Consider the following 23,987-nt stretch of genomic DNA (forward strand, 5'->3'; position numbering starts at 1 on the left):
TATGAGCGATTTATACGATGTTGTGGTGATAGGAGCAGGGCCTAGTGGGATTGCCAGCGCGGTAGAATGCAAGCTCAATGGGATTGCAAAGGTGCTTTTATGTGAAAAAGAGGCGCAGAGTTGCGGGATGATTCGCAAGTATTACAAAGCACATAAACGAGTGGACAAAGATTACCGCAAGCAGGTGGTGGACATTAAGGGGCATATTCCCTTTGGCGACACGGACAAAGAAGGCGCGCTAGAAGTGATGGAAAAGGCTTTGATAGAACATGGTGTTGAGGTACTCTACCAGATGGGTATTGAGAATGTGGTCAAAAAAGACACGCATTTTGAGGTCATGAGCGGTTCTAATCAAGTATTCAAGACTAAAAGCGTGGTGGTCGCCATTGGGAAAATGGGACAGCCTAACCGCCCCTCTTATCCCATTCCTGTAGAGGTGATGCGTCAAGTGGTCTATAGTATTAATGACTGCAAAGAAAAAGAAGATGTGTTGGTTGTGGGTGGGGGTAATTCGGCGGTGGAATACGCCATCGCCCTAGCCAACACTAATAACACCACACTTAATTACCGCCAAAGCACCTTTAGTCGCGTGAATGAGGAGAATTTAAGTGCCTTAGAGGAAGCCTTTGAGCGCAATTTGGGGCAAAAATTGGGGGTGGACATTGAGGGGTTAAGTGGGGCAGATGGCAAAGTACAGGTGCATTTTAAGGACGGCACGCATGAACTTTACGATCGCGTCCTCTTTGCGATTGGGGGTTCTACCCCTTTAGAGTTTTTGAAAAAATGCAAGGTGGCTTTGAGCCAGAGCAATTTACCCTTAGTGAGCCCTGAACATGAAAGCAGTATTGCTAATCTCTACATTGTGGGCGATATTGTCTACAAATCCGGAGCGAGCATTGGGATTGGTTTGAACGCGGGCTTTGAAGTGGCTCGAGCGATCAAAGATCGACTCTAAGTGAGAATTCTCTTTTATCTTTGCGCTTTATGGGTGTTGTTTGTACCCCTACAGGCCCAACCCACACAGAAAGGAAAATCCATGCAACTCTTTAAAGTGTTTGTACACACCAACGATCAAGGCTTCCTAGACCTCAAGTTTGGAGGCAACGCGCCCGCGCAGTTTTTAGATCATGGACTACCCAAGCGATCTCCAGAAATTAGCTGGGAAGCTGTACCCGGAGCTAAAAGTTATGCCTTAGAAATTGTGGATGATGATGCTGCTCCGGTGGTAGGCAAGTCCTTTATCCACTGGGTAGTGGGCAATATCAAGGGCACAAAATTAGCAGAAAACGCCTCTCTAGAAAACAAACATATCGCTCAAGGGGTCAACTCGCTCACAGAGGGCTATTTACGCTCTTCTTTAAGCCCTGAGGAAAAACACACCTCTAACTTGGCCAATAGTACTTATATTGGTCCTATGCCTCCCAATGCTGATCATCACTACCTTATTCAGGTTTATGCGCTGGATATAGAGCATGTAAATTTGAAAGTTCCCTTTTTTATTAGCGACCTGCATGATGCGATCAGAGGGCATATTTTGGGCTTGGGGCGTGTGGAATTCAAATACCCCAAAATGGCGCGCTAATAGAGTTTTAAACTTAGGCATGCTAGATTTAGGGTTTTATTTGAACTCTGCGTAAAGGCTTTAGTATGCAAGATTGTGTGCTAGAGATGGACATTCATGCCATCGCTCAGATTCTCCCCCATCGTTACCCCTTTTTGTTGGTGGATCGCGTGGTGAGCTTGCAAACCTACAAACAGGTGCACGCTTACAAGAACATCACCTTCAATGAAGAGGTGTTTATGGGGCATTTCCCTAGCAAGCCCATTTATCCCGGTGTGCTCATTGTAGAGGGCATGGCGCAGGCAGGTGGCCTCTTGGCTTTTGTGAGCCTTTTTGGCGTAGACCCAGAGGTGGCGCGCACCAAGCTGGTCTATTTTATGACCATCGATCGGGTGAAATTTAGAAATCCCGTAACCCCGGGGGATCAGCTCCACTACCACTTAGAAGTGCTCAAGCATAAGGGTATGATTTGGCAGGTGGGCGGTACGGCTAGGGTGAATGACAAAATCATGGCAGAAGCAGAGCTAAAGGCCATGATTGTAGACAAAGAGAGTGGTAAGAGAGGGGAAGGAGAGTAGCCATGATTGCAAATACGGCCATCATTGATCCCAAAGCTCGTATCGCCCCAAGTGTGCGTATTGGGCATTTTTGTGTGATCGGGCCAAATGTAATCTTGGAAGAAGGCGTGGAACTTTATAATGGTGTTACAATTTTGGGCCACACGACTATTAAGAAGAACACCACCATTTTTCCCTGCGCCACTTTGGGCACCATTCCCCAGGATCTCAAATACCATGGGGAATCTAACCAACTCATCATCGGGGAGCGCAACCTCATTCGGGAATACTGCATGATCAACCCGGGCACGGAGGGCGGGGGTGGGGTTACGCGTATTGGCGATGATAATTTGCTTATGGCCTATGTGCATGTCGCTCATGATTGTCAGATTGGCAATCATTGTATTTTGGCTAATAGTGTAACTTTAGCTGGACATATTGAAGTGGGGGATTTTGTCAATATTGGCGGGGTTACCGCCATTCACCAATTTGTGCGCATCGCTAAGGGGTGCATGGTGGCTGGAGCAAGTGCTTTAGGTAAGGATGTGCCCCCCTATTGCATTGTAGAGGGGAATCGTGCTTTTATCAAGGGGATCAATCGCCATCGCATGCGCAAACTCTTACAAGGGGGCGAAATTGATTTTATCAGCACGCTTTACAAACAGCTTTTTGATTGTAAAGACTCTTCGATCCGCGATAACGCCACCAAGTTACTTGAGACATACGCCAACAATCCCCATGCTCAAGAAATCTGTGGTTTCATTTTAGAAAGCGAGCGGGGTGTGGCATTTAAAGCCGCACACCTGATTCAGGAGGATGCATGAATACCCGTTATTGTAGTTTTTGCAATAAGCCTGAGAGCACTTTAAGTTACCAGCGTCGCCTCATTTTTTCTTCGCGCAAGTCAGGTAAAGATACTCATATTTGCGAGTATTGCATTGAGTACCTTTACAAAGAGCTTCATGCAGACCTGCACCCTAATGCTTTAGATTTCCAACGCCTAGAACGCATTGAAAACTCTCTGCCTCAGGCTAGCAAATCTTCGGATACTCTTGTTCCTTCGCCCAATGTGCTTAAAGAAATTCTTGATAATTATGTCGTGGGTCAAGAGGAGGCAAAAAGGGTTTTTAGCGTGGCTGTCTATAACCACTATAAAAGACTCAATCATCAGGAGAAGCAAAAGCAACGCCCAAGAATAACAAGCTCTGAAAGCCAATCACTTGAAGATGTAGAGATTTCCAAATCAAATATTTTATTGGTTGGTCCTACAGGAAGTGGAAAAACCCTCATGGCGCAAACTCTGGCGCGCTTTTTAAATATCCCCATTGCTATTAGCGATGCGACCAGTCTTACAGAGGCGGGCTATGTGGGTGAAGATGTAGAAAATATCCTCACGCGTCTTTTACAGGCCAGCGATGGAGATGTAGAGCGCGCTCAAAGAGGCATTGTCTTTATTGATGAGATCGATAAAATCGCGCGCCTTTCAGAAAACCGCTCTATCACGCGCGATGTCTCTGGAGAGGGTGTACAGCAGGCTCTGCTGAAGATCATTGAGGGCAGTGTGGTGAATGTCAGCCCTAAAGGCGGGCGCAAACATCCCAATGAAAACTTTGTGCAGATTGACACGACCAATATTTTATTCATCTGCGGAGGGGCGTTTGATGGGATTGTGGACATCATCAAGAGACGCATTAATAGCAATGTGTTAGGTTTTGGTAATGAGAAAAAGACCAAAGAACAATTAGAAGACATTTTGCACTTGGTAGGTCCTGAGGATCTGATTAACTATGGGTTGATTCCGGAGCTTATCGGCCGTTTGCCCGTGATCTCGACCCTCAAACCCATCTCTAAGGAAGCGATGGTAGATATTTTGCTCAAACCTAAGAACGCCCTTATCAAACAATACCAGCAACTTTTCAAGATGGATGATGTGGATTTGGTATTTGAACCAGAAGCCATCGAAGAGATCGCCAATCAAGCTATTAAGCGCAAAGTAGGGGCACGGGGCTTACGATCCATTATTGAGAGTTTTAGCTTAGATGTGATGTTTGATCTGCCTAGCTTAAAAGATTACCAAGTGGTCATCACCAAAGGTTGTGTTCTGCAGACCGAAAAACCTCTTTACATCAAAAAAAATAAAACCCTCCCCATGCCATCTTAAGAGAAAGAAGTCTATGATCCTCAATAAACTAATTGGTGTTTTTTCGCATGATGTCGCCATTGATTTGGGCACAGCCAATACTGTGGTTTCTGTCAAAGGGCAGGGCATTATTATCAATGAACCTTCCATTGTAGCCGTTAAACTTAACAAATACGATCGCATGGAAGAAATTTTAGCCGTGGGTAGCGAAGCTAAAGAGATGATTGGCAAAACCCCCGCTGGGGTGCAAGCCATCCGCCCCATGAAAGATGGAGTGATCGCCGATTTTGAGATCACTGAGAAGATGATTCGCTACTTTATTGAAAAAGCCCACCAACGAAAAGCCTTGATTCGTCCGCGCATTATGGTTTGTGTGCCCTATGGCCTCACTAGCGTAGAGCGTAAGGCAGTTAAAGAAAGTGCTATGAGCGCGGGTGCGCGTGAAGTGTTCTTGATTGAAGAGCCTATGGCAGCAGCTATTGGAGCAGGCTTGCCCGTTAAAGACCCACAGGGGAGCTTGATTGTGGACATTGGAGGAGGCACAACTGAAATTGGGGTTATCAGCTTAGGGGGGCTGGTGGTGAGCAAGAGTATCCGTGTGGCAGGCAATAAACTCGATGCCAGTATTGTAGATTATGTGCGCAAAACCTATAACTTGCAAATTGGAGAGCGCACGGGTGAAGAGATTAAAATTGCCATCGGATCGGCTATTGAACTTAACCCGCCCTTAACAATGGAAGTGAGCGGACGCGATCAGGTCAGTGGAATTTTAAATACCATTACTCTTAGTAGCGAAGATGTACGCGAGGCGATCAAAGAGCAAATTAGAGAAATCAGCAACGCGCTCAAAGCGGTTTTAGAGGAAGTCAAACCAGATTTAGCTGGGGATATTGTAGAAAATGGCGTGGTGCTCACGGGTGGAGGCGCGCTCATTAGGGGATTAGATAAATATTTGAGCAACATTGTTAAATTGCCCGTTTTTGTGGGCGAAGAGCCTCTTTTAGCTGTAGCGCGGGGCACGAGTCGTGCCATTGAGGATTTGGATCTCTTAAGTAGTTTGGGAGATTTGTAGACATCCGTGCTCCACAAGCGCACCATACTTATTTTGGTCCTTATTGCTTGTGTATTTTGGGTACTTAATATTCGAGGGTCTAGTAGCTTTTTAAGCGACAAAATTAAAATAGGGTTTTCGCAATTGCGTGAGGCGATTGCCAACGCCTACCAAAGACATTTTGATCAGGCCGCTACCATTGCCAAATACCAAGCTCAATTAGAAGCTTATCGGCGTTTACAATTTTCCTATGCCGATCTCAATGTGCGTAATCAAGCGCTCGCCCTAGAAGTCCATGATCTCTCCCATTTAGAGCATATTTCGCCCTCTACAAACGCTCCAGATGCGATGCAAACTTTAGCCACTCTTGCCCCGCCCACTTGTGCGTCTGAAAAAGACAATATGTCTTTGTACCAAAAGCCCCATTTTCTTCTCACCCGTGTTTATGGTTTTGCGCAGCTCAATAACCCCTATGAGATATTCCTAGATGTGCAAGGCACTTACCCGCGCGATCAAATTTTTGGCATGGTGGCTTTTGGACGCGCCATAGGGATTGCCATTCGGAGAAATGGGCGTTTTATAGGGCTTTTACATGGGGATGCGCAGGCAAGCTATAGTGTGGCGATCAAGAGTGGAGAGAAGGTTTACTACGGCTTTATTACCAATCAAAATTTTAAAACCTATGTAGATTTCTTGCCTGCTTATGCACCCATTAAAGCGGGAGACATAGTGGTTACAAGTGGGCTTGATGGTATCTTTAGTGCGGGGATTTTTGTAGGCAAGGTGGCGCAAGTTACCAACCATTACACCTACAAAAAAGCCCTCTTGCAACTTGAACACCTAGATCGCATGCTTTTTTATACCACTCTTGTAGTTTTACCGCCCCCGCCTTCCAGCCCACAAATTTAAAATTATCATGAAAGCGGCTTAGTCTATGACATATTTGGGTCGTTCGAGAATCTTTGATTCTAGCTCTATTAACCAATTCTTCAACAAATAATACTAATAATTCAAACATAGTATTCAAAGGAACTCTATGCTCAAACAGCTTTTCCTAGTTGGCTTATTTGTTGCACAGGTTTTCGCTGCCACGCCTAAAGATACTATTGTGATCGGCATTGAAAATGAAACGACCCGTATCAACCCTCTTTTTGATGAAGACCATGACAGCGCGCTAGATTTTGTCTTTAGCGGACTCACGCGTTTCAGTGCGGATATGAAAATTGAGCCGGATTTGGCTAAAAGTTGGGAGGTCAGCCCAGATGGCTTAACTTGGACTTTTCATTTAAGAAAAGATGTTCTCTGGCATGATGGGCAAAAATTTAGCGCGCAAGATGTGAAATTCACCATTGAGCAGGCTTTAAACACCAAGCTCAACGCCCCCGCGCGCGCAAGTTTTGAAGAGATTAAGAGCGTAGACATCTTAGACCCCTACACACTAAAGATTACCCTTAAAACCCCCTTTCCTCCGCTTTTAGACGCGCTCAGCATTGGCATGTTGCCCAAACACCTTTTAGAGGGGAAAGACTTAAACACAGACTCTTATAACCAACACCCCATTGGCACAGGTCCTTTTAAATTTTTCAAGTGGCAAAAGGGAAGCTATATTAGCTTTGTGGCTAATGAGCATTTTTATAGGGGTAAACCCAAAACCAAAAAGATGATTTTAAAAATCGTGCCCGATTACAATGTGCGCACTTATGAGATTAAAAATGGCGCGCTGGATGTCGCTTTGGTTGAGCCCAATCTGCTTAAGGGCTTAGAACATGATCCCCACATTAAAATTATGGACATGAAGAGTGCGGATTACCGGGCTTTGATGTTTAATTTTCATAACGACCTCTTGAAATCTTTGGCAATCAGACAAGCCATTAATTACGCCATCGATCGCCACCTCATCGCTCAAAAGATTTTGCACGGCTATGGTTTTGTAGCCAATAACCCTATTCAGGTCAGTTGGGCTAATGATAAAAACGCCAAAGCCTACCCCTATGACCCCAAGAAAGCCCAAGAGATTTTAACCAAAGATGGGTGGAAGTTGCAGGGTAAACTCTTGTATAAGAATGGTAAGCCTTTAGAGTTTGATATTTACGCTTTTAATAGCGACCCGCTCCGAGTTGCCCTAGCTAAAATATTGCAAAGCGAGCTAGCTAAAATTGGCATTAAAGCCAATGCCATCATCAAAAATCATGGCGCATTTGAAATTGATAAAGTAGATAGCTTCATCATCGGCTGGGGTAGCCCTTTGGATCCGGATGTGCAAACTTACCGAGTGTTTAGCTCTAAAATGGATGCGAGCACTAATGAAAATGGCTGGAATTACAACCACTACCATGATAAAGCTGTAGACGAAGCCTTGCTAAAGGCGCGCACCACCGATCAAAACTCTAAGCGCAAGTTTTGGTATGCTAAATTCATTCAGGCTTTGCACAATAATCCCCCCTTTGCCTTCCTTGTTTATTTGCGCTATCCGCTAGCTTATCGGAGCAATGTCCATGGCCTAAAATCTACAATCTTGGGTCATCACGGCGCGCGCTTTACTTATGATGTCGCCACATGGAGCAAAGATTAGTTTCTTTATTCTTAAAAGGGTGGCTGGGGTATTTTTACTCCTAGGGGTTTTTAGTTTTGTGATCTTTGTAATGCTAGATTTTTCTAGTGGGAGCGTGGTTTCTGGAGTCTATGGAGATAGCATTCAGGCAGCTAATCCTCTCATCAAAGAGCGTATGCTAGCTAATCTAGGCTTGGATCGCCCTCTCTTAGTGCGCTATGTAGAATGGTTATGGCGGGCTGTGCATGGGGATTTGGGCGTGAGCTTGGCTAGTGGGGAGAGGGTTGCTGATATTCTCAAAGATCGCCTGCCCTACACTCTTATTTTAGGGCTGACAAGTTTTATATTGAGCTTTATTTTAGCGATTTTATTAGGGAGCTTGAGCGCGTTTTTTAAAGATTCTCTGTGGGACAAAGCGATCATGTTTGCCACTTTGGGTTTTTTTAGCATCCCTAGTTTTTGGCTAGGCTTGATGGCTATTATGATCTTTAGCGTGTTGTTGGGCTTTTTTCCTAGCTCAGGGGTCTATGAGTTAGGAGCAGAGCCAAGTTTGGGCGATTTAGTGCATCATATGGTGCTCCCTGTAGCCGTGCTCACTCTCTCGCACCTAGCCATTTACACCCGTTTAGTGCGCTCAGTGGTGCTAGACACCCTCAAAGAGCCCTTTATTACCAGCTATCGCTCATGGGGGGTGAGTGAGGGCAATATCATTCAATTAGTCTTGCGCTACTCTCTACTGCCCATTGTGAGCTATTTTGGGAGCAATGTGGCTGGGATTTTGGGGGGCACTTATGTAGTAGAGAGCGTGTTTTCTATCGGTGGGCTGGGCAGCACCACTATTAGTGCCCTATTGAGCAAAGATTACCCCCTAGCTCTAAGTATCATTTTGCTAAGCACTTTTGTAGTTGTGATTTTTAATCTCTTTGTGGAAGTGGTGGCAAAAATCTTAAATCCAAGATGGCGCGCTTGAAAAAGATCATTCTCTATGCTCTTTTGGTGCTTGCTGTGTTTATCTTATTGCCCCTTTGTGCCCCCTTTGATCCTGCGCAGGTCAATTTAGACATGCTCAAACTACCCCCAAACACTACTCACCTCTTGGGCACAGATTTTTTAGGTAGGGACGAGTTTTCCAGACTTTTATTTGGTCTGAGAAATTCAATTTTAATCGGGCTTTTAAGCGGACTACTCGCGTTATTGATCGCCTTTATATTTGTGTTCACTACTCTCAATGCCCCCAAATGGGCGCGGGGGGTTTTATTGCGCTGTTTAGATGGCTTTTTGTCCCTACCAAATTTATTACTCATCTTGCTTTTCAGTGCCTTTAGCGCGCATGGCTTTAGCATTCTAGCTTTAAGCGGGCTTTTGGCGTTGTTTTTGTGGGGCAATATGGCAAAAGTGCTCTATGATATCTTTGCCAATATCAGCACCTGCGAGTTTGTGCTAAATGAAAGGGGACTAGGGGCGGGGCGTTTTGCGCTCATGTTTTCTGAAATGTTGCCCGTGGCTAAGGCTAGCGTGTTTGTGCTCTTTGTGAATACATGCGCGCATGCGATTAGCGCAGAAGCACTTTTGAGTTTTTTTGGCTTAGGGCTTAGGGTGGGGGAGGCGAGTTTGGGCAATATGCTAAATGAAGCCTCTGCAGCAATTTTTACGGGGGTGTGGTGGCTGGTGTTGGTTCCGGGTTTGGCGGTTTTTAGCGTGGTGTTTGTCTTGTCTTGGGCAGGCGATTGGGTGAGTGAGCATGATTAAAGTTGAACATTTACAAGTGAGCACCCCTAAAGGGGCTATTTTGCAAGGGGTGAGCTTTTGCACATCTGAGCATTTAGCCATTTTGGGGAGTAGTGGAAGTGGTAAAAGCACGCTGTGTAAGGCAATTTGTGGCATTTTGCCCCCTCACTTCAAACTTAGCTACACAAAACTAGAAACAGATGCACGCGCGGGTTATGTGTTTCAGGATTGTATCAGTTGCTTTTTTCCCTATCTTAAAATTAAGGACACCTTTAAGATGGTGCTAAAAGATAAGCTAGAAAAGGCGTTTGGGATCTTTGAGCGTCTGAGTGTCCCTGCTAAAGTGTGGCAACTCTACCCCTATGAGCTTAGTCGTGGCATGGCTAGTCGTGTGCAAATTGCGCTCAATTTAGCCCTAGAGGTGCAAATCCTCTTGCTAGATGAGGTAACAAGCTCGCTAGATAGTGCCAATACAAATAGTGTTATAGAATTACTGCTAGGATTAAATGCCCAAAGAGTGGTGATCACCCATGATGAAGAAGTGGCTTTCAAACTTTGCCAAGAGGTGTTGGTGCTAGAAAGTGGGCAGATGGCTTATTTTGGGTCTAAGAAAGAGTATTTTGGATGAGCTTGCAGGTAGTGGGGTTACAAAAGAGTTATGGGGAGGAGCGCATTCTGCAAGATATTTATTTGGAAATTCGCAAAGGGGAGGCTGTGGCGTTGATGGGGGCTAGTGGGAGTGGCAAGAGCACTTTAGTTAAATGTATCGCCCGCCTTGAGTCTTTTAATGGGGGGCAGATTTTATACCAAAATGAGGATGTTCTTACAATCCCGCACAAACGATTCAGACAAACAATTCAATATGTGTTTCAAGATCAATTCAACGCTCTAAATCCAGCTAAACGCGTGAGTGCGCTCTTAAGCAGTGTGTGCCAGCGTTTTAAAAGCCATGATCTTTTAGAAACGATTTTACAGCACGCTAGACTCAAACCCGCCCTTTTAAGCTCTTTTCCCAGAGAACTTAGTGGGGGAGAGAGGCAAAGATTAGGGATCGCGCGCGCCATGCTCACCCAAGCTCCTATTTTGCTCTTAGATGAAGTTACCAGTGCCTTAGATAAACGCCTAAAATACGAAATCATGGATGTGCTCATGGATTATCAAAAAAGTTTCAACACCACTATCATCTGCATCACCCATGATGGTCCTATTGCTCAAAAGTATTTCAAACGCCACTTGATCCTAAAAAAGGGGAGATTAGTGGAGTGAGCCTAATAACCTTTTAAACTCTCTTATAGTCAATATCCTACGAAAGATTGGCATGCCTAAAACTTCTTATTATTGGCTTCATCTAAGATGTTTTGAGCGATGCGCTGGACATTCTGACTAATGGCGGAGGAAGTTTGGGCTATTTGGGTGTTGTGTGCCATCGTTTCCTCTAAAGATTCCATCGCCATGTTGATTTGGGTGATGTTTTCTGCCTGCTCCTCGATCATGAAGGCGGTTTGATTAATGGACTGGGTGAGCGCGGAGGTATTAGCCTCAATCTCTCTTAAAGACTTTTGGGTGCGCTCGGCAAGTTTTCTCACTTCATCGGCGACTACCATAAATCCACGCCCATGTTCGCCCGCGCGTGCGGCCTCAATGGCAGCATTTAGGGCTAGCAGACCGATCTGTTCGGCAATTTCATTGATAATAATCACAATGTGGGAAATACCCTCAGACTGCTCGATCATCTCTTGACTCTTGATATTCACATTTTGCATCGACTCTGTGATTTTTTCTAATGCGCTGGCTGTCTGCTCTAAAGACTCCATCTGTTGTTTAGAGGCATCTTGGAGGCGAGAAGTGCTTTCATTAAGAGAGTTGGTTTCTTGATGGAGGGCATGCGCGACATCTAGGGAGTGCTGGAGGGAGTTCACTATGCTCTTTTGCAAAGTGTTAATATTGTTGGCCAGCTGTAAAAAACCACCCTGTAAATTGGAGGTGTCCATATTACCTCTAAAGTCATTGCATGAGTAGGTTTCAATGGTGTTAGAAATATTGCGGAAAATCATGCTCAAGAAGTTAGAAAAATCGTTGAGGTTGGTCCCTAAATGCTGGAGCTCGGGGTTGATTGCATGGGTGCGGATATTCTTAGTGAAATCCCCCGTGCGCGCCCCATTTAAAACCACTAACGCTTCTTTAGAGAGGGCTTGATCGGCTTGGAGATGTCCTAGTGCTTCTTGGATATTATGGTTGAGCGCGCGTGCCATCTCGCCTAACTCGTCTTTAGAGCGTAGAGAGATCACTTTGGGGACCTCTTGATTTTCGTAATTTACAAAGGCAAAAAATCTTTAAGTCCTCCGTTGAGAGCGCGAATATTTCCGGTGATCTTATGATAAAAGAGGTAATATGAAGGCACGACCACCATCAGCAAAAAAGTCAAAATAACCAGGACATAGAAGTAAAATTTTTGGCTGAGATCGTGTTTAATATCAGAGGTGATCGCGTGGGTACGCTGTTGCACATTGTCCATATACACCCCTGTTCCAATCCACAAATTGGACACTCCTTCAATTTTTTGTGCATAAGAAATCTTTTGCATAGGCGAGTGCCCCCATCTGGAAGAGGCTTGGGCGCGATGTAGTAGACAAATTTACCTCCCGCCATAGCCGCATTATAGAGATCTTTAATGTAGTACACCCCATTTTTATCCTGAAAATTTTCCATACTCGTGCCCACATGGAACTTAGGGTTGCCAGTAGAAATAGTGGTGTAGGTTTCATAGGCAAAGAAATAACTCGATCGGTCATTTTCAAAACGGAAACCTTTAAGTAGATTGTCAACTATGCGCTTTTTGGCCTCTGGGGTGGACACATTTTTGAGCGCGCTAGAGATGACAAAGCTCATCGCGTCTACGGATAGTTTGAGTTTTTCGCCCAGCATTACGCCCAGATCTGTGCTGACTAATTGGTCCACACGCTTGACAGATTCCCTATTGTTGTATGCAAAGAGTGAGAGAGTAACCGCCATCAGCAAAATGGTAAGCATCCATAACGCGACAATCTGCTTGCCTAGCGAAAAAGAAGTGGTGTTTCCTGTTGTCTTCTTGATGGAAGGAATATTTTTATTTTGTAGCATCAAATCCCCCAATCTTATGCTGTTCCTTTGAGTTGTTGGAGCGACCGAAATTGCTTAGAACAACACTGGGGGGGGGGGGGGGGAGATAATGGAAAAGGTGTCCTTAATACACATAGCCAACTCCCCAAACTAGAATTACTAAAAAAAACGATAGACTAAGATTTCTTTGATTCTGTTTAAAATTCTTTTTCTTAAAAGGGTTTGCAAATCGACACCTGTACAGTTTTCAAGCCAAAGTAGGGAGAGTGCAAAATTTACAATCTCTGTAAATCACCAATCTGATTTACACTTTGCCTAAAAAAATGATTTTTTCTCTTTAAAAAAGTCTTAATAGTTTTGTAGCACAATTTGGCATATCCACTTAAAATCCCACTTTCGACTTTGGGATTTTGCATTGATCTTAAAATATGCGACGGGGATGTTGTCAAAAAAGTTGAACCTCTAAAAAGTCCTTAAATGTCCTTTTTAAGGTGCTCTAGATTCTCAACAACAGTAAAAAAATCGTGACCTTTACAATACGATTTTGTACCCGAATAGAGCAGAGAGTGGACAGGACGTTTTGACAACACATCATGTGGGCTCCATCCCAACAGCTCCCTTAATATGGCCGTGGTTTAAAATCCTCTTGGGGATCGCATTAAATTTAGCCACCAATTCCAAAAAGCGATCTATAGCTTCTTCTAAAGAAGCTATAGACTTCTTGAACTCAGCATCACCATGATATAAGCCTAATTTTTTTGTATGCAAGACATCTCTTGCATACTTCTAGATTGTTATCAGGTTGTTCCCAATCTGCGCAATTTATGCCAAAGTAAAGTCCCTCATCATATTTGAGCTGCTCATGTCCACGCCAGAAACAAATACGAAACCTCTTTTTAGCACTCGGAATTGACTTTTTAGAGTAATTAACAAACCCTTTCCCCAAAATATCTTGGCGTGTAATGACCATTCCCGGGGTTCCAGACAAGTTTCCTATGCCCAGAGTAACACGGCACACATAACCCCACTTGGCTAAAAATACATTCAAATCCCCTTGAAGTCTGCGATACTTGGGAAGCTTGGGGTTTTCCCCCTTTTCTCTCCCCTCCTTTAGTGCCTTGTCTACTAACTCTACAAGCCCCCCAAGAATCCCTGAAACGCCTTTCTTTGCCCAGTATTCCAAGTCACTTCTAACATCATCTACCTCTTAATGCTATTTTAACAATTTGCATTATAGGCTAAACTTTTTAATAGGAGAAAATGATGATCATCGCCACAACGACACAGATAATAGGTTCTACCCCCATTTTTAAATTCACTAGCCAGCATTACCCTATCTTAAAGGATTCGGTGATCTATGCCAAATTGGAGTATTTAAACCCGGGAGGGAGCATTAAAGACCGCTTAGGCCAATACCTCATAGAGGAGGGGCTTAAAACGGGCAAAATCACCCCCCAGACAACCATTATTGAGCCCACGGCGGGCAATACGGGCATTGCCCTAGCTTTAGTCGCCCTAGAGCACCGCCTAAAGACTATTTTTGTTGTCCCGGAAAAATTTAGCCTAGAAAAGCAGCAAATCATGCGCGCTTTGGGCGCAGAAGTGATCAACACGCCCACTGATCAAGGCATTAAGGGCGCAATCGCCAAGAGCAAGGAGTTAGCCCAGAATATCCCTAATAGCTACCTGCCCCTGCAATTTGAAAACCCGCTCAACCCCCAAACCTATTACCACACCCTAGGGCCAGAGATTATCCAAGAGCTGGGCACTCAGATTACTAGCTTTGTAGCCGGAGTGGGGAGTGGGGGCACCTTTGTAGGTGTGGCTAAATATCTCAAAGAAAAAATCCCCTCTTTACGCCTGATTGGGGTAGAACCAGAGGGTTCGATTTTAAATGGGGGAGAGCCCGGACCCCATGAGATTGAGGGCATTGGGGTGGAGTTCATCCCCCCATTTTTTGCAGACTTAGAGATTGACGGCTTTGAAACCATCACGGATCAAGAGGGGTTTGATTGCACGAGAGAGTTGGCTAGAAAAAGTGGCTTATTAGTGGGGAGCTCTAGTGGGGCAGCGTTTGTGGCAGCACTGCGTGAGGCGCAACGCCTCCCAAAGGGAAGCGTGGTTTTGACAATCTTCCCGGACATGGCGGATCGTTATCTCTCTAAGGGTATTTATTGATGAAAAAAGGAAATCACATGCGTATGCAAACAAAACTTATTCATGGGGGGATCAGTGAGGATGGCACAACGGGCGCGGTGAGCGTGCCCATTTATCAGACTTCTACTTACCGCCAAGAGGGAGTGGGGCGACCTAAGGGTTATGAATACTCGCGCTCAGGCAACCCCACGCGCTTTGCCCTCGAGGAACTCATCGCAGATTTAGAGGGTGGGGTGAAGGGTTTTGCCTTTGCCTCTGGATTAGCGGGCATCCATGCCGTGTTTTCTCTCTTGCAACAAGGCGATCATGTGTTATTGGGCGATGATATTTACGGAGGGACTTTCCGCCTCTTTGATAAGGTGCTCACTAAGGGCGGGCTTACTTATAGCATTATAGACACCAGCGACTCCACTCAAATAGAAAAGGCGATTCAACCCAACACTAAAGCCCTATATTTGGAAACCCCCAGCAACCCCCTGCTCAAAATCACCGATCTCAAACTCTGTAGCAGCATCGCCAAAGCGCATAACTTGCTGACTATTGTAGATAATACCTTTGCGACCCCCTATTGCCAAAACCCTTTATTGCTAGGCACGGATATTGTGGTGCATAGTGGCACCAAATACTTAGGCGGACATAGCGATGTGGTCGCTGGACTGGTTACTACCAACAACGAGGCACTGGCTGAGCAGATCGCTTTTTTTCAAAACGCCATTGGGGGGGTGTTAGGACCTTGGGATAGTTGGTTATTACAAAGGGGCATTAAAACTCTCGCTTTACGCATGCAAGCCCATCAAAAAAACGCCCTGAGTGTGGCTGAGTTTCTAAGCGCACACCCCAAAGTGCAAAAAGTCTACTACCCCGGTCTGCCCACCCACCCCAACCACGCACTGGCTAAAGAACAAATGCGCGAGTTTGGCGGAATGCTCTCTTTCACGCTCAAAGAGGATAGCGGAGCGATCCCCTTTGTAGAGGCTCTCAAATTGTTTATCTTAGGCGAGAGTTTGGGCGGGGTGGAGAGCTTGGTAGGTGTCCCGGCATTAATGACCCATGCGAGCATTCCCAAAGAGCAACGCGAGGCTGCAGGGATCAAGGACGGGTTAGTGCGCCTATCAGTAGGCATTGAGGATGGTCAAGATTTATTAGAGGATTTAGAGCAAGCCCTAGCTAAATTAGATTAAAGGAGCAAAACATGAAAATGAATGTAGAGAGTTTCAATTTGGATCACACTAAAGTCAAAGCCCCCTATGTGCGTGTGGCCGATCGCAAGAGAGGAGAATATGGGGATGTAATCGTTAAATACGATGTGCGTTTAAAGCAGCCCAACCAAGAACACATGGACATGCCCGGTCTGCACTCTTTGGAGCACTTGGTCGCCGAGTTGATTCGCAACCACGCTAATTATGTGCTGGATTGGTCGCCTATGGGTTGTCAGACGGGTTTTTACTTGTTAGTGTTAAACCATGACAATTACCAAGAGATTTTAGGACTCTTAGAAAAAACCATGCAAGATGTGCTCAAGGCGACAGAAGTGCCCGCGTGCAATGAAGTCCAATGCGGTTGGGCAGCCAACCACAGCCTAGAGGGCGCACAAGCCCTCGCACGCGCCTTTTTGGCCAAACGGAATGAGTGGTCTGAGGTGGGGGTTTAGGGGGGTGTTGCATTATTAAATGTTAACTTTACTGTTTTGCAGATAGGCTTGCGTGATTGGGTTTTTAGTGTAGCGCATAAGGAGAACAAGACATGGATAAAATGTACAAGCTTGATGGCGTTAAGCCCCCTGCTTGCTGGGAAGACAAACAGTCGTTTAAAATCAATCATGGTTTAGTAGAAATTTTCAAGAAAGCTTGCCAGTCAGGAAAGTTTATGGGAAAAGAATTACAGGAGATGCTATTTCCAAAGGGTAAACAATGCGTTTTTCTCTCCCATGCCCATGATGATTTTAGTAAGGCTTGTTATGTAAAAGCAGTCATTGAGTCGCAGATGTCTCAATATGAGGTGTTCATTGATTCCTTATATTGGCAACATGTACGCAAGGCGCAGGCGAAATTAGAGAAAGAGTATAGGGCAGATAGTGTGGCAGAACACTTACATGCTATGCTTTTTACCGCTTTGGCCCAAATGATTCAGAGTTGTAAATGTTTTATTTTTGTAGAAACTGAAGGCTCTATTACCATGTCTGATGTGCGCGGTAGTAGATATACGCATTCTCCTTGGATTTACTTTGAACTACAAATGGCAAGCCTGTTGCTAAAGCAAAGAAAAATAGGAAGGCTTGATGAAAGTTTTGGGTTAGAAAGTCAGGATTTTAAGCCAATGCCCTGTTATTATGGAGTAGAAGATATTTTGGCGAGTGGGCGCATGACGCCCATCAAGCTAGAGGAACTGCTAAAAAAGCTATCAGGTATCGCCTAGTGGAGTAATTGTCTTGAACGATCGAATTAAAATCCTCGCAGAAGAGGTTAAAAATCTTGAGGAAATTATTAAGAGAATGGCCTCTAATTCCTTAGAGATCAAAAAATGGACTGTGGCGTTAGTGGCTGGAGTGCTTGCTTTAAAAGTAGGGCAGGGAGCTTCTTTTTTAATCGCCTTTATCCCTCTTTGCGCCTTTTGGTATTTAGACGCATTTTATCTAAGATTGGAGAGAATGTTTAGGAAAAAATACACATGGCTTATTAAGTACCGCCTAGAACATGACGATCGTCTTTTTGATGTGGATGTAGAAGAATTTAAGACTCAAGTGGATTCTTGGTTTCAAATTGCCAAAAGCCAAAGTGTTTTGCCCTTTTATGGAGGTATTGGCATCCTCTTGGTGCTTGTGGCGTTCTATCATTGGTGGCTCATTTAGTCGTCTTTAGGGCAGGGGGTTCTCTTTTGCCCGATCGTGCGTTATTTCTTTAAGTCTAGCTAAACAGTCCCGCCACTGCTTTGAACGCCGATTTAAACCCACTCGCCACAGATTTAACCGCACTGCCTACAGCACTGATAGCCGATTTGATCCCGCTCACCACGCTAGAAACAATAGTTTTAGAGGCACTGGCGATCTTTTGCCCCACTGCCGAGCCTGCGATATAGCCTAAAGTTGTGCCTATAAAACCACCCACAGCCATACCAATAGGTCCAAAGATTGCTCCAATCACCATAAGCGCATACTCACCTGCGGCAGCAAAAACAATACCCGCAATTGTGGAGAGGGAGTTTTCATGCAACTTTTCTATCGCCTGCTCGCTGGTGATTTCGCCCTTGCCAAATTGGTAAATCACCTTGAGATGATCGATGGCTAGCGTGCCTAGTGCCACAAAAACATTTTTAGCCCCACACATTTTAGGAAAAACTCCCCTTTCAGCAGCGACCTTAATGGCGGCTGCCATAGCGGTTTTAGCCCCCGTGTCTGCACCGCTAGTAATCGCCCTTTTTGCCATTTCTTGCGCCTTTTGTGGGGTCATTTTTTCTTTAGAAAAAAGATGCGAAAACACATCGATACCTAGAGAAACCACCGCACTAATAGCTCCAGCTTTACCCGCCTCTTTGCCTATACCTCTAGCTAAATCTTTGGCTTGATAATCATTATAATCTTTTTGGGGAATTTCATTCTTTTGTTGGGCTTTTGTTTGTAACTCTTTAGCCTCTGCCTTGCTTAAAGGTTGGCTAGTCGTGCCATCGGGGGCTTCTATTTTGTCCGTAACTTTAAGCCCTTGTTCTTGTAGTTGTGCCTTTTGCTCACTGGGGACTAGCTTTTGTTGCCCCCGATAGTCGCCCTTTTCAAAAAGTTCTTTTGTGCTCTGTGCGTCCTGCCCGTATTTGGATTGGTAGTGGCTAACAATCTTACCCTCTGCGTCTTTTACCACAATATCCACGCCGTTTTTAGTGTATCCGCCCTCAGGTTGCACCATCTCAGCCCGGTAGGGCGAACCCGTGGCTGTAGCGTTCAAATTGAATTGATTAACATGCCATTGCTCGGCAATAAAGCCATCTAAATTAGGGTTTTGACTAATGACATTCTCGTTAGTGAGTAAGACACTTTGCATTTCATAGTTAGCTTGTTGGATCGCCTGATCTAGGTTATTCAGATAGGGCATAGCCTCTTGGGTGGCTAGGTTTTGGGTGGCTCTGTGTATTTCGCTAGCCAGCCATTGCTCTTTGGTGCGCCCATTTTCTAGGGCTTTTTCTAAGGATTTTTGTTTATCCTCATAGATTTTAACTTCTGCCTCTATTTCCTCCCTAATTGCCTTAGCATTACTTTCGGGCAACTCTAAAGCTAACTGCGCCTCAATGCCAGCTAACCCATCCTTTTCTTGTGCCTCTAAGAAACGCCCTAGAATTGCGCTAAAAGCGTGGGCTTGCTCGGGGGTGAAGTCGGGTAAAAGGCTAGGCATGGGGCTTAAAACAAGTTTTGTAGGTTGCATGCCTTAATCCTTTTTGTCGTAGTCAAGGTATATAGGTTTGTGTGCTTTATATTCTTTAGCACTGGAGCTAGCTCCACAGGAAACCACAAGACCCTCTATAGACTGATAAAAACTATCAATGGATTGCACTAAATTTAGCATGCTAGAGATATCGCTAAGTTCGCCCGCATCGTATTCCTCGCCCGCGTTTTTATCTAAACGCACTAAGGCACGCACTAATTTATTGCGCACATTCAAGCGGATTTTTTCCCTTAATTTTGTGCTGTAATCACAAGCTGTGCTATCGCTTACACCCTCCTCCTCAAACACAGCATAACCTGCATTTTGCAAACACAACTTTTTAGCTTGGATTCTAATGGCGTGGATTTTGGCGTGCATAGTCTTGGTAATAGGGGTGGTGGCTTTTAGAGCTTTTTGCAAGAAGTCAAGGCTTAAGCTTTTATTTTCAATAAAGCTCTCTTGCACGGCGAGTTTGACTAGGTTTTCTAAATCTGCCCCGCTAAAGCCCTCGCATTCTTTGGCTAACTTGTTTAAATCGAGATTTTGGGAATTTTGGTGGCGTTTTTGCAAATGGATTGTTAAAATCTGTTCTCTCTCTTTTTCACCGGGCAAATCCACAAAAAAGAGTTCATCAAACCGCCCTTTTCTTAAAAACTCGGGGGGAAAGCGGGTGATGTCATTGGCCGTAGCCACAATGAAAACCATACTGGTTTTCTCCTCCATCCATGTGAGAAAATGCCCAAATAGCCGCCTGCTCACCTCGTGCGCGCCCTCATTAGCCCCCATTCCACTAAAGGCCTTTTCAATCTCATCAATCCAGAGCACACAGGGGCTAATGGCTTCAGCTAGTTGCAAAGCCGCACGCATATTCTCCTCACTCTGCCCGACAAATTTCCCAAATAAACGCCCCACATCTAGGCGCACTAAGGGTAGTTTGAATAACCCCGCACACGCTTTAGCACTTAAAGACTTCCCACACCCGGGCACGCCCACCACCAGCACACCCTTAGGCATATCTACGCCCTTTTGCATAGCTAAATCCAAATGGGCGATGATCTTAGCTTGTTGCCTTAGCCAAATTTTGAGTCTTTCTAACCCACCCATGTGTTCTAAGTCCTCGCCCTCTTTAGGGCGCACCATCTCTAAAAGATTGGTCTTTTTAATGCGCTGTTCTTTTTCTTTGATCACAAAATCCCGACTTTGGGCATTAATGCCCCCTTGTTCGTAAAAAGCCAAACGCAAAATCTGCTCGATCTGCACGCCCCTTAAGCCCTTACAATCTAGGACAAGCTCATTAGCCACTTGGGGTTCTAGGCTTAGGTGGTTTGCCTGCACAAAGTGGTTGATGATTTCTAAAATTTGCGCTTTATCCGGGAAGGGAATATCAAAAATACGGGTGTAAATTTCTAGTTCTTTGGGAATGTTGGGCGTGCCTAAATGGCTGGAGAAAATAAAGATAGTTGCGCTGTAATCCTCTTTGCTTAAGATACTACGCGCCATGCGTTGCAAGAGGGCGACCACTTTGGGTTCTTGTTCTAGCTGTTGGTCGATGTCCTTGAGCACGATAAAGAGTTCTTGATCAAAGGGGCGATCGCGCACCTTATCTAAAAAGCTATCTAAGCTTTCTGACTCGCCTAAAGGTCTTTTTGTGGCAAAGTCGAGTGCACCTAAGGCGTGGTCAAATTCTAAACATTCCCTATTCCCTCTAACTTGTGCGATCAGGCTATCTAGCGCGTCCTTATCTTGGCAAGACATGTAGAGAATAGGGGCATGGGTGTCTATGAGTTGTTGGAGTTGGTGGGTTAGGGAAGTGGGCATGGGAGTTCCTTTAAAGGGCGGGGAGTTCGTAAATAATTTCATTATTTGTTATTTGTATCTTGCCCGCATAGTGTTTCAAAGCGATATAAAAAGGCCACTCTAAAGGCTTTTTGGATGTAAATATTAACTGGCTTAGTTTATACCCGTTGAGTCTGCTACCTTCGATAAGAGTGATCGTATTGGGATTACAAGTATGAACATAACTAACAAATTTAGGACCACAATAAGTTTTAGCACACGATGCAAGCGCATATTTAAGCGTGCCAGTATCTTCAAGTGGAAACAACAAATCTCTTGTAGAAACATTGGCAAAAACATATATTAGTAGGACAAGCTGATACGCGCGCGCAAATCGACTTTCATAATGCAATTGGTGCATTATGTCCCATCTCTCTATTTCAAATAGTTCGGTATAATTTTGAAACAACTTCCTTAAAATAGTTTTACCACTTTCTAAATCTTGGACATTGAAAAGTCGAGCTTTAAGCTGAGAATACGCTTTAAGATAGCTAGAAATCGTGTAGGGAGCGATTTTTTCTAGCGCCATTTGTTTTAAGTTATCCTCTTGTTGCTGGTAGCAAGAATGCAGGGCTTGCTGGTGTTGGGCTAGGCGTTGTTGGTATTCTTGTTGCTGTTTGGTAAGCTGGTCTTGTAGATTTATCAAGCGCTCTAGCTGGGCTTTGGTTGCTTGTTCTTTATCTGATAGGGCTTTTTGTTGGTTTAAAATTTGTGCGATCGTTTCTTGATCTACACCGATCCCAAACACCCCACACAAGGCTTTTAAAATCTCAGTATCTTGCGTGGCTGTGATCGCCTCGATGCCTGCTAATTCGTTTTGATACCCCCTCGATCTAAGCCAACGCCATAAGGTGTTAGTTTTGTAGTGTTCCAGCACATCTAAAAGATTAAAATGCTCTTTGAGTTGTTCTAGGCTGGTGATCTTCTCCCCATCACAAGTTAAAGCAAATTTAGCTAGTTTCATATAATCCTCCTTAAAGATAAGCTCCCATTATACATTATGGTGCTTACTTCCTTGTGTAATTTGCGCTTAACTTTACATAACTTAAAGATTCTTGACTTTCTGATTAATAATATTTATGCATGATTCATTCCGTTGGTCTTGGACAGATTTAGGGGGTGTGCAAAAAATTGTTTTTAGATTACAGATAATCTTTTTATGCGTTTATTGTTTGTTAGTAACGATAAAAAGTTATAATTTGAGTGTCATTAGTTTTTTTGATGTTTTTAATTTGCTAGGAGACTTCAACATGAAAACAACAATTGGGCAGTATTTACTAGATAGACTCAAAGATTACGGGATTAAGCATATTTTTGGCGTACCCGGGGATTATAATTTGGGATTTTTGGACCTCATAGAAGACGATCCACACTTAGAATGGGTGGGGAATTGCAATGAGCTCAATGCATCTTATGCTGCAGATGGTTATGGGCGTATTAAGTCTATGGCAGCCTTGCTCACCACATTTGGGGTTGGAGAGTTGAGTGCAATCAATGGCATTGCAGGGGCGTATGCAGAGAGTGTGCCTGTGGTGAAAATCGTGGGGATGCCCTCTAGGAATGTTTCTAAGAATAAACGACTTGTACATCATACGCTGGGCGATGGCGAGTTTATGAAATTTTATAACATGTATAAAGAGGTTACAGCTACCCAAACTATTTTGGATAAACAAAATGCCAAAAATGAAATAGATAGAGTTTTGGCAGAGTGCTATTTGCAAAAAAAGCCTGTTTATATTGGGATTCCTGCAGATGTACCTAATATTCAAATTGCTATGTCATCCCCGCTACGCTACAAATCCAAGAGCGATAAGAAAACCCTCAATGCCTTTATTGAGGCGTTGAAGCAGGAAATAAAGCAGGCCCAGTCTGTAATTGTGTTGGCCGATTACGAGGTGAATCGCCACTGCCTCAACCAAGCTCTGTACGATTTTATTGAAAAATCTAATCTGCCTATTGCTTCGCTAGCGATGGGCAAGGGGGTTTTTCCTGAGAATCATCCTAATTTTATTGGAATCTATAATGGGATTTTGAGCGATGATAAAGTTACCGACGCTATTAAAAGTTCAGATTATACGCTTTTAATTGGGGTTAAGCTCACCGATTCGCTCACAGCTGGCTTTAATTACATTTGCCCTGAGCCCACGCCCACAATTGAAATCCACCCCTTTTATAGCAAAATAGGAGATAAGATTTATAGCGATATTTTGATGCAAGATGTTTTAAAAAAAATCTCTACTCTCAAATTTAACGCTACACTTCCTATTAAACAATCTGCCAAAGCCAAACGCAAATTAGAGGGCAAACTTACCCAGCATGCATTTTTTCAAGTGATTGAACAACATTTACACCCTAAAGATGTTTTGATTGCCGAACAGGGCACTTCTTTTTTTGGAGCAATAGGGATCAAGTTGCCTGATGAGGTGTGTTTTGTGGGGCAACCTCTTTGGGGCTCGATTGGCTACACCTTTGGCGCGCTGTTAGGGACTTGTTTAGCTGATAAAAAGCGCAAAAATATTCTATTGGTGGGTGATGGCTCATTGCAACTCAGCGCACAAGAACTCTCAACCATGCTTAAAGAAAATATCGCTCCTATCATCATTGTGGTTAATAACGATGGCTACACGGTGGAGCGTTGCATTCATGGACCTAATCGTAAGTATAACGACATCAACATGTGGCATTATACAAAGTTGCTTGAGGTTTTTGATGTCAACTTGCAACGCCGCGCACTCGCCTTTAAGGTTTCTAACATAGAAGATTTTTCTCAAGCCTTGAAGGACGCATACCAACATTCCGATAAACTGGTTTTGATTGAAGTTTTGATGGATAGAGAGGACGCGCCCACCTTGTTGAAAAAACTAGGTGAGCTTTTCTCGGCACAAAATAGTTACTAGGGAG

Annotated in this window: 24 protein-coding genes; 18 read left to right on the forward strand and 6 right to left on the reverse strand. The window is 44.3% G+C overall.

Annotated elements, in window-relative coordinates; genetic code table 11:
* Position 1: 1 nt before the first annotated feature.
* The 12 genes from C6H00_RS02460 to C6H00_RS02515 all read left to right on the forward strand — a co-directional run bounded on the left by C6H00_RS02460 (position 2) and on the right by C6H00_RS02515 (position 10,854).
* Positions 2 to 955, forward strand: a complete 954-nt coding sequence (locus C6H00_RS02460) for an NAD(P)-binding domain-containing protein (protein ID WP_104749454.1) — start codon at positions 2 to 4, stop codon at positions 953 to 955.
* Positions 956 to 1,036: 81 nt separating this feature from the next.
* Positions 1,037 to 1,582, forward strand: a complete 546-nt coding sequence (locus C6H00_RS02465; RefSeq protein ID WP_104749733.1) for a YbhB/YbcL family Raf kinase inhibitor-like protein — start codon at positions 1,037 to 1,039, stop codon at positions 1,580 to 1,582.
* A gap of 65 nt (positions 1,583 to 1,647) precedes the next feature.
* The gene (gene fabZ / locus C6H00_RS02470; RefSeq protein WP_104749455.1) at positions 1,648 to 2,139 is read left to right on the forward strand and encodes a 3-hydroxyacyl-ACP dehydratase FabZ; all 492 of its coding nucleotides are present in this window, start codon (positions 1,648 to 1,650) and stop codon (positions 2,137 to 2,139) included.
* Between the two features lie 2 nt (positions 2,140 to 2,141).
* Positions 2,142 to 2,942, forward strand: a complete 801-nt coding sequence (gene lpxA, locus C6H00_RS02475; RefSeq protein ID WP_104749456.1) for an acyl-ACP--UDP-N-acetylglucosamine O-acyltransferase — start codon at positions 2,142 to 2,144, stop codon at positions 2,940 to 2,942.
* Positions 2,939 to 4,279, forward strand: a complete 1,341-nt coding sequence (gene clpX / locus C6H00_RS02480) for an ATP-dependent protease ATP-binding subunit ClpX (protein ID WP_104749457.1) — start codon at positions 2,939 to 2,941, stop codon at positions 4,277 to 4,279. Before lpxA ends, clpX begins: the two co-directional genes overlap by 4 nt.
* 13 nt (positions 4,280 to 4,292) lie before the next feature.
* The gene (locus C6H00_RS02485; RefSeq protein WP_104749458.1) at positions 4,293 to 5,330 is read left to right on the forward strand and encodes a rod shape-determining protein; all 1,038 of its coding nucleotides are present in this window, start codon (positions 4,293 to 4,295) and stop codon (positions 5,328 to 5,330) included.
* Positions 5,331 to 5,453: 123 nt separating this feature from the next.
* Entirely contained in the window at positions 5,454 to 6,218 is a 765-nt protein-coding gene (locus C6H00_RS02490) for a rod shape-determining protein MreC (protein ID WP_233704374.1), read from the forward strand.
* Between the two features lie 127 nt (positions 6,219 to 6,345).
* Positions 6,346 to 7,881: an ABC transporter substrate-binding protein gene (locus tag C6H00_RS02495; protein ID WP_104749460.1), complete on the forward strand. Its 1,536-nt coding sequence runs from the start codon at positions 6,346 to 6,348 to the stop codon at positions 7,879 to 7,881.
* Entirely contained in the window at positions 7,856 to 8,830 is a 975-nt protein-coding gene (locus tag C6H00_RS02500; RefSeq protein ID WP_267891989.1) for an ABC transporter permease, read from the forward strand. The genes C6H00_RS02495 and C6H00_RS02500 overlap by 26 nt, the downstream gene beginning before the upstream one ends.
* Positions 8,818 to 9,609 (forward strand): ABC transporter permease, encoded by a 792-nt coding sequence (locus tag C6H00_RS02505; RefSeq protein WP_199769153.1) that lies wholly within the window; start codon positions 8,818 to 8,820, stop codon positions 9,607 to 9,609. Before C6H00_RS02500 ends, C6H00_RS02505 begins: the two co-directional genes overlap by 13 nt.
* Positions 9,602 to 10,216 carry an ATP-binding cassette domain-containing protein gene (locus tag C6H00_RS02510; RefSeq protein WP_104749461.1) on the forward strand — a complete coding sequence of 205 codons (615 nt, stop codon included), beginning with the start codon at positions 9,602 to 9,604 and terminating at the stop codon, positions 10,214 to 10,216. Before C6H00_RS02505 ends, C6H00_RS02510 begins: the two co-directional genes overlap by 8 nt.
* Positions 10,213 to 10,854 (forward strand): ATP-binding cassette domain-containing protein, encoded by a 642-nt coding sequence (locus C6H00_RS02515; RefSeq protein WP_104749462.1) that lies wholly within the window; start codon positions 10,213 to 10,215, stop codon positions 10,852 to 10,854. Before C6H00_RS02510 ends, C6H00_RS02515 begins: the two co-directional genes overlap by 4 nt.
* Before the next feature lie 56 nt (positions 10,855 to 10,910).
* On the opposite strand, the gene C6H00_RS09050 is transcribed toward C6H00_RS02515, so the two are convergent.
* The 3 genes from C6H00_RS09050 to C6H00_RS02525 form a co-directional block, all read right to left on the reverse strand.
* Complete coding sequence (locus tag C6H00_RS09050) at positions 10,911 to 11,876, reverse strand: methyl-accepting chemotaxis protein (protein ID WP_324728327.1); 966 nt, start codon at positions 11,874 to 11,876, stop codon at positions 10,911 to 10,913.
* 133 nt (positions 11,877 to 12,009) lie between these two features.
* Positions 12,010 to 12,708, reverse strand: a complete 699-nt coding sequence (locus C6H00_RS09055) for a cache domain-containing protein (protein WP_324728330.1) — start codon at positions 12,706 to 12,708, stop codon at positions 12,010 to 12,012.
* Between the two features lie 712 nt (positions 12,709 to 13,420).
* Positions 13,421 to 13,870: a hypothetical protein gene (locus C6H00_RS02525; protein ID WP_104749463.1), complete on the reverse strand. Its 450-nt coding sequence runs from the start codon at positions 13,868 to 13,870 to the stop codon at positions 13,421 to 13,423.
* Positions 13,871 to 13,950: 80 nt separating this feature from the next.
* On the opposite strand from C6H00_RS02525, the gene C6H00_RS02530 reads away from it, so the two are divergent.
* From C6H00_RS02530 to C6H00_RS02550, 5 genes are all read left to right on the forward strand, one after another.
* Positions 13,951 to 14,865 (forward strand): PLP-dependent cysteine synthase family protein, encoded by a 915-nt coding sequence (locus C6H00_RS02530; RefSeq protein WP_199769154.1) that lies wholly within the window; start codon positions 13,951 to 13,953, stop codon positions 14,863 to 14,865.
* Between the two features lie 17 nt (positions 14,866 to 14,882).
* Positions 14,883 to 16,025, forward strand: coding sequence for a cystathionine gamma-synthase (locus C6H00_RS02535; RefSeq protein WP_104749736.1), 1,143 nt, complete (start codon positions 14,883 to 14,885; stop codon positions 16,023 to 16,025).
* Between the two features lie 11 nt (positions 16,026 to 16,036).
* Positions 16,037 to 16,495 (forward strand): S-ribosylhomocysteine lyase, encoded by a 459-nt coding sequence (locus tag C6H00_RS02540; RefSeq protein WP_104749465.1) that lies wholly within the window; start codon positions 16,037 to 16,039, stop codon positions 16,493 to 16,495.
* A 92-nt stretch (positions 16,496 to 16,587) separates the two neighbouring features.
* A complete protein-coding gene (locus C6H00_RS02545) occupies positions 16,588 to 17,259 on the forward strand; it encodes a hypothetical protein (RefSeq protein ID WP_104749466.1) in 672 nt (223 codons plus the stop codon).
* A 13-nt stretch (positions 17,260 to 17,272) separates the two neighbouring features.
* Complete coding sequence (locus C6H00_RS02550; protein WP_199769155.1) at positions 17,273 to 17,692, forward strand: hypothetical protein; 420 nt, start codon at positions 17,273 to 17,275, stop codon at positions 17,690 to 17,692.
* A 55-nt stretch (positions 17,693 to 17,747) separates the two neighbouring features.
* On the opposite strand, the gene C6H00_RS02555 is transcribed toward C6H00_RS02550, so the two are convergent.
* From C6H00_RS02555 to C6H00_RS02565, 3 genes are read right to left on the reverse strand one after another with little or no spacing between them, the layout of a single operon-like run.
* On the reverse strand, positions 17,748 to 19,250 hold the full coding sequence (locus C6H00_RS02555; protein ID WP_104749468.1) for a hypothetical protein: 1,503 nt from the start codon (positions 19,248 to 19,250) through the stop codon (positions 17,748 to 17,750).
* Between the two features lie 3 nt (positions 19,251 to 19,253).
* A complete protein-coding gene (locus tag C6H00_RS02560; protein ID WP_158655709.1) occupies positions 19,254 to 21,068 on the reverse strand; it encodes an AAA family ATPase in 1,815 nt (604 codons plus the stop codon).
* A gap of 10 nt (positions 21,069 to 21,078) precedes the next feature.
* Positions 21,079 to 22,050: a hypothetical protein gene (locus C6H00_RS02565; protein ID WP_104749470.1), complete on the reverse strand. Its 972-nt coding sequence runs from the start codon at positions 22,048 to 22,050 to the stop codon at positions 21,079 to 21,081.
* 286 nt (positions 22,051 to 22,336) lie between these two features.
* On the opposite strand from C6H00_RS02565, the gene C6H00_RS02570 reads away from it, so the two are divergent.
* Positions 22,337 to 23,983 (forward strand): alpha-keto acid decarboxylase family protein, encoded by a 1,647-nt coding sequence (locus tag C6H00_RS02570; RefSeq protein ID WP_104749737.1) that lies wholly within the window; start codon positions 22,337 to 22,339, stop codon positions 23,981 to 23,983.
* The last annotated feature ends 4 nt before the right edge of the window (positions 23,984 to 23,987 follow it).

It is taken from the genome of Helicobacter cynogastricus, assembly GCF_900197855.1.
GTDB classification, from domain to species: domain Bacteria; phylum Campylobacterota; class Campylobacteria; order Campylobacterales; family Helicobacteraceae; genus Helicobacter; species Helicobacter cynogastricus.

Bases quoted from the DNA above. Each gene is read 5' to 3' on its own strand.
- C6H00_RS02460 (WP_104749454.1), top strand. From the start codon at position 2: ATGAGCGATTTATACGATGTTGTGGTGATAGGAGCAGGGCCTAGTGGG.
- C6H00_RS02465 (WP_104749733.1), top strand. From the start codon at position 1,037: ATGCAACTCTTTAAAGTGTTTGTACACACCAACGATCAAGGCTTCCTA.
- fabZ (WP_104749455.1), top strand. From the start codon at position 1,648: ATGCAAGATTGTGTGCTAGAGATGGACATTCATGCCATCGCTCAGATT.
- lpxA (WP_104749456.1), top strand. From the start codon at position 2,142: ATGATTGCAAATACGGCCATCATTGATCCCAAAGCTCGTATCGCCCCA.
- clpX (WP_104749457.1), top strand. From the start codon at position 2,939: ATGAATACCCGTTATTGTAGTTTTTGCAATAAGCCTGAGAGCACTTTA.
- C6H00_RS02485 (WP_104749458.1), top strand. From the start codon at position 4,293: ATGATCCTCAATAAACTAATTGGTGTTTTTTCGCATGATGTCGCCATT.
- C6H00_RS02495 (WP_104749460.1), top strand. From the start codon at position 6,346: ATGCTCAAACAGCTTTTCCTAGTTGGCTTATTTGTTGCACAGGTTTTC.
- C6H00_RS02500 (WP_267891989.1), top strand. From the start codon at position 7,856: ATGTCGCCACATGGAGCAAAGATTAGTTTCTTTATTCTTAAAAGGGTG.
- C6H00_RS02505 (WP_199769153.1), top strand. From the start codon at position 8,818: ATGGCGCGCTTGAAAAAGATCATTCTCTATGCTCTTTTGGTGCTTGCT.
- C6H00_RS02510 (WP_104749461.1), top strand. From the start codon at position 9,602: ATGATTAAAGTTGAACATTTACAAGTGAGCACCCCTAAAGGGGCTATT.
- C6H00_RS02515 (WP_104749462.1), top strand. From the start codon at position 10,213: ATGAGCTTGCAGGTAGTGGGGTTACAAAAGAGTTATGGGGAGGAGCGC.
- C6H00_RS09055 (WP_324728330.1), bottom strand. From the start codon at position 12,708: ATGCTACAAAATAAAAATATTCCTTCCATCAAGAAGACAACAGGAAAC.
- C6H00_RS02530 (WP_199769154.1), top strand. From the start codon at position 13,951: ATGATCATCGCCACAACGACACAGATAATAGGTTCTACCCCCATTTTT.
- C6H00_RS02535 (WP_104749736.1), top strand. From the start codon at position 14,883: ATGCGTATGCAAACAAAACTTATTCATGGGGGGATCAGTGAGGATGGC.
- C6H00_RS02540 (WP_104749465.1), top strand. From the start codon at position 16,037: ATGAAAATGAATGTAGAGAGTTTCAATTTGGATCACACTAAAGTCAAA.
- C6H00_RS02545 (WP_104749466.1), top strand. From the start codon at position 16,588: ATGGATAAAATGTACAAGCTTGATGGCGTTAAGCCCCCTGCTTGCTGG.
- C6H00_RS02555 (WP_104749468.1), bottom strand. From the start codon at position 19,250: ATGCAACCTACAAAACTTGTTTTAAGCCCCATGCCTAGCCTTTTACCC.
- C6H00_RS02560 (WP_158655709.1), bottom strand. From the start codon at position 21,068: ATGCCCACTTCCCTAACCCACCAACTCCAACAACTCATAGACACCCAT.
- C6H00_RS02565 (WP_104749470.1), bottom strand. From the start codon at position 22,050: ATGAAACTAGCTAAATTTGCTTTAACTTGTGATGGGGAGAAGATCACC.
- C6H00_RS02570 (WP_104749737.1), top strand. From the start codon at position 22,337: ATGAAAACAACAATTGGGCAGTATTTACTAGATAGACTCAAAGATTAC.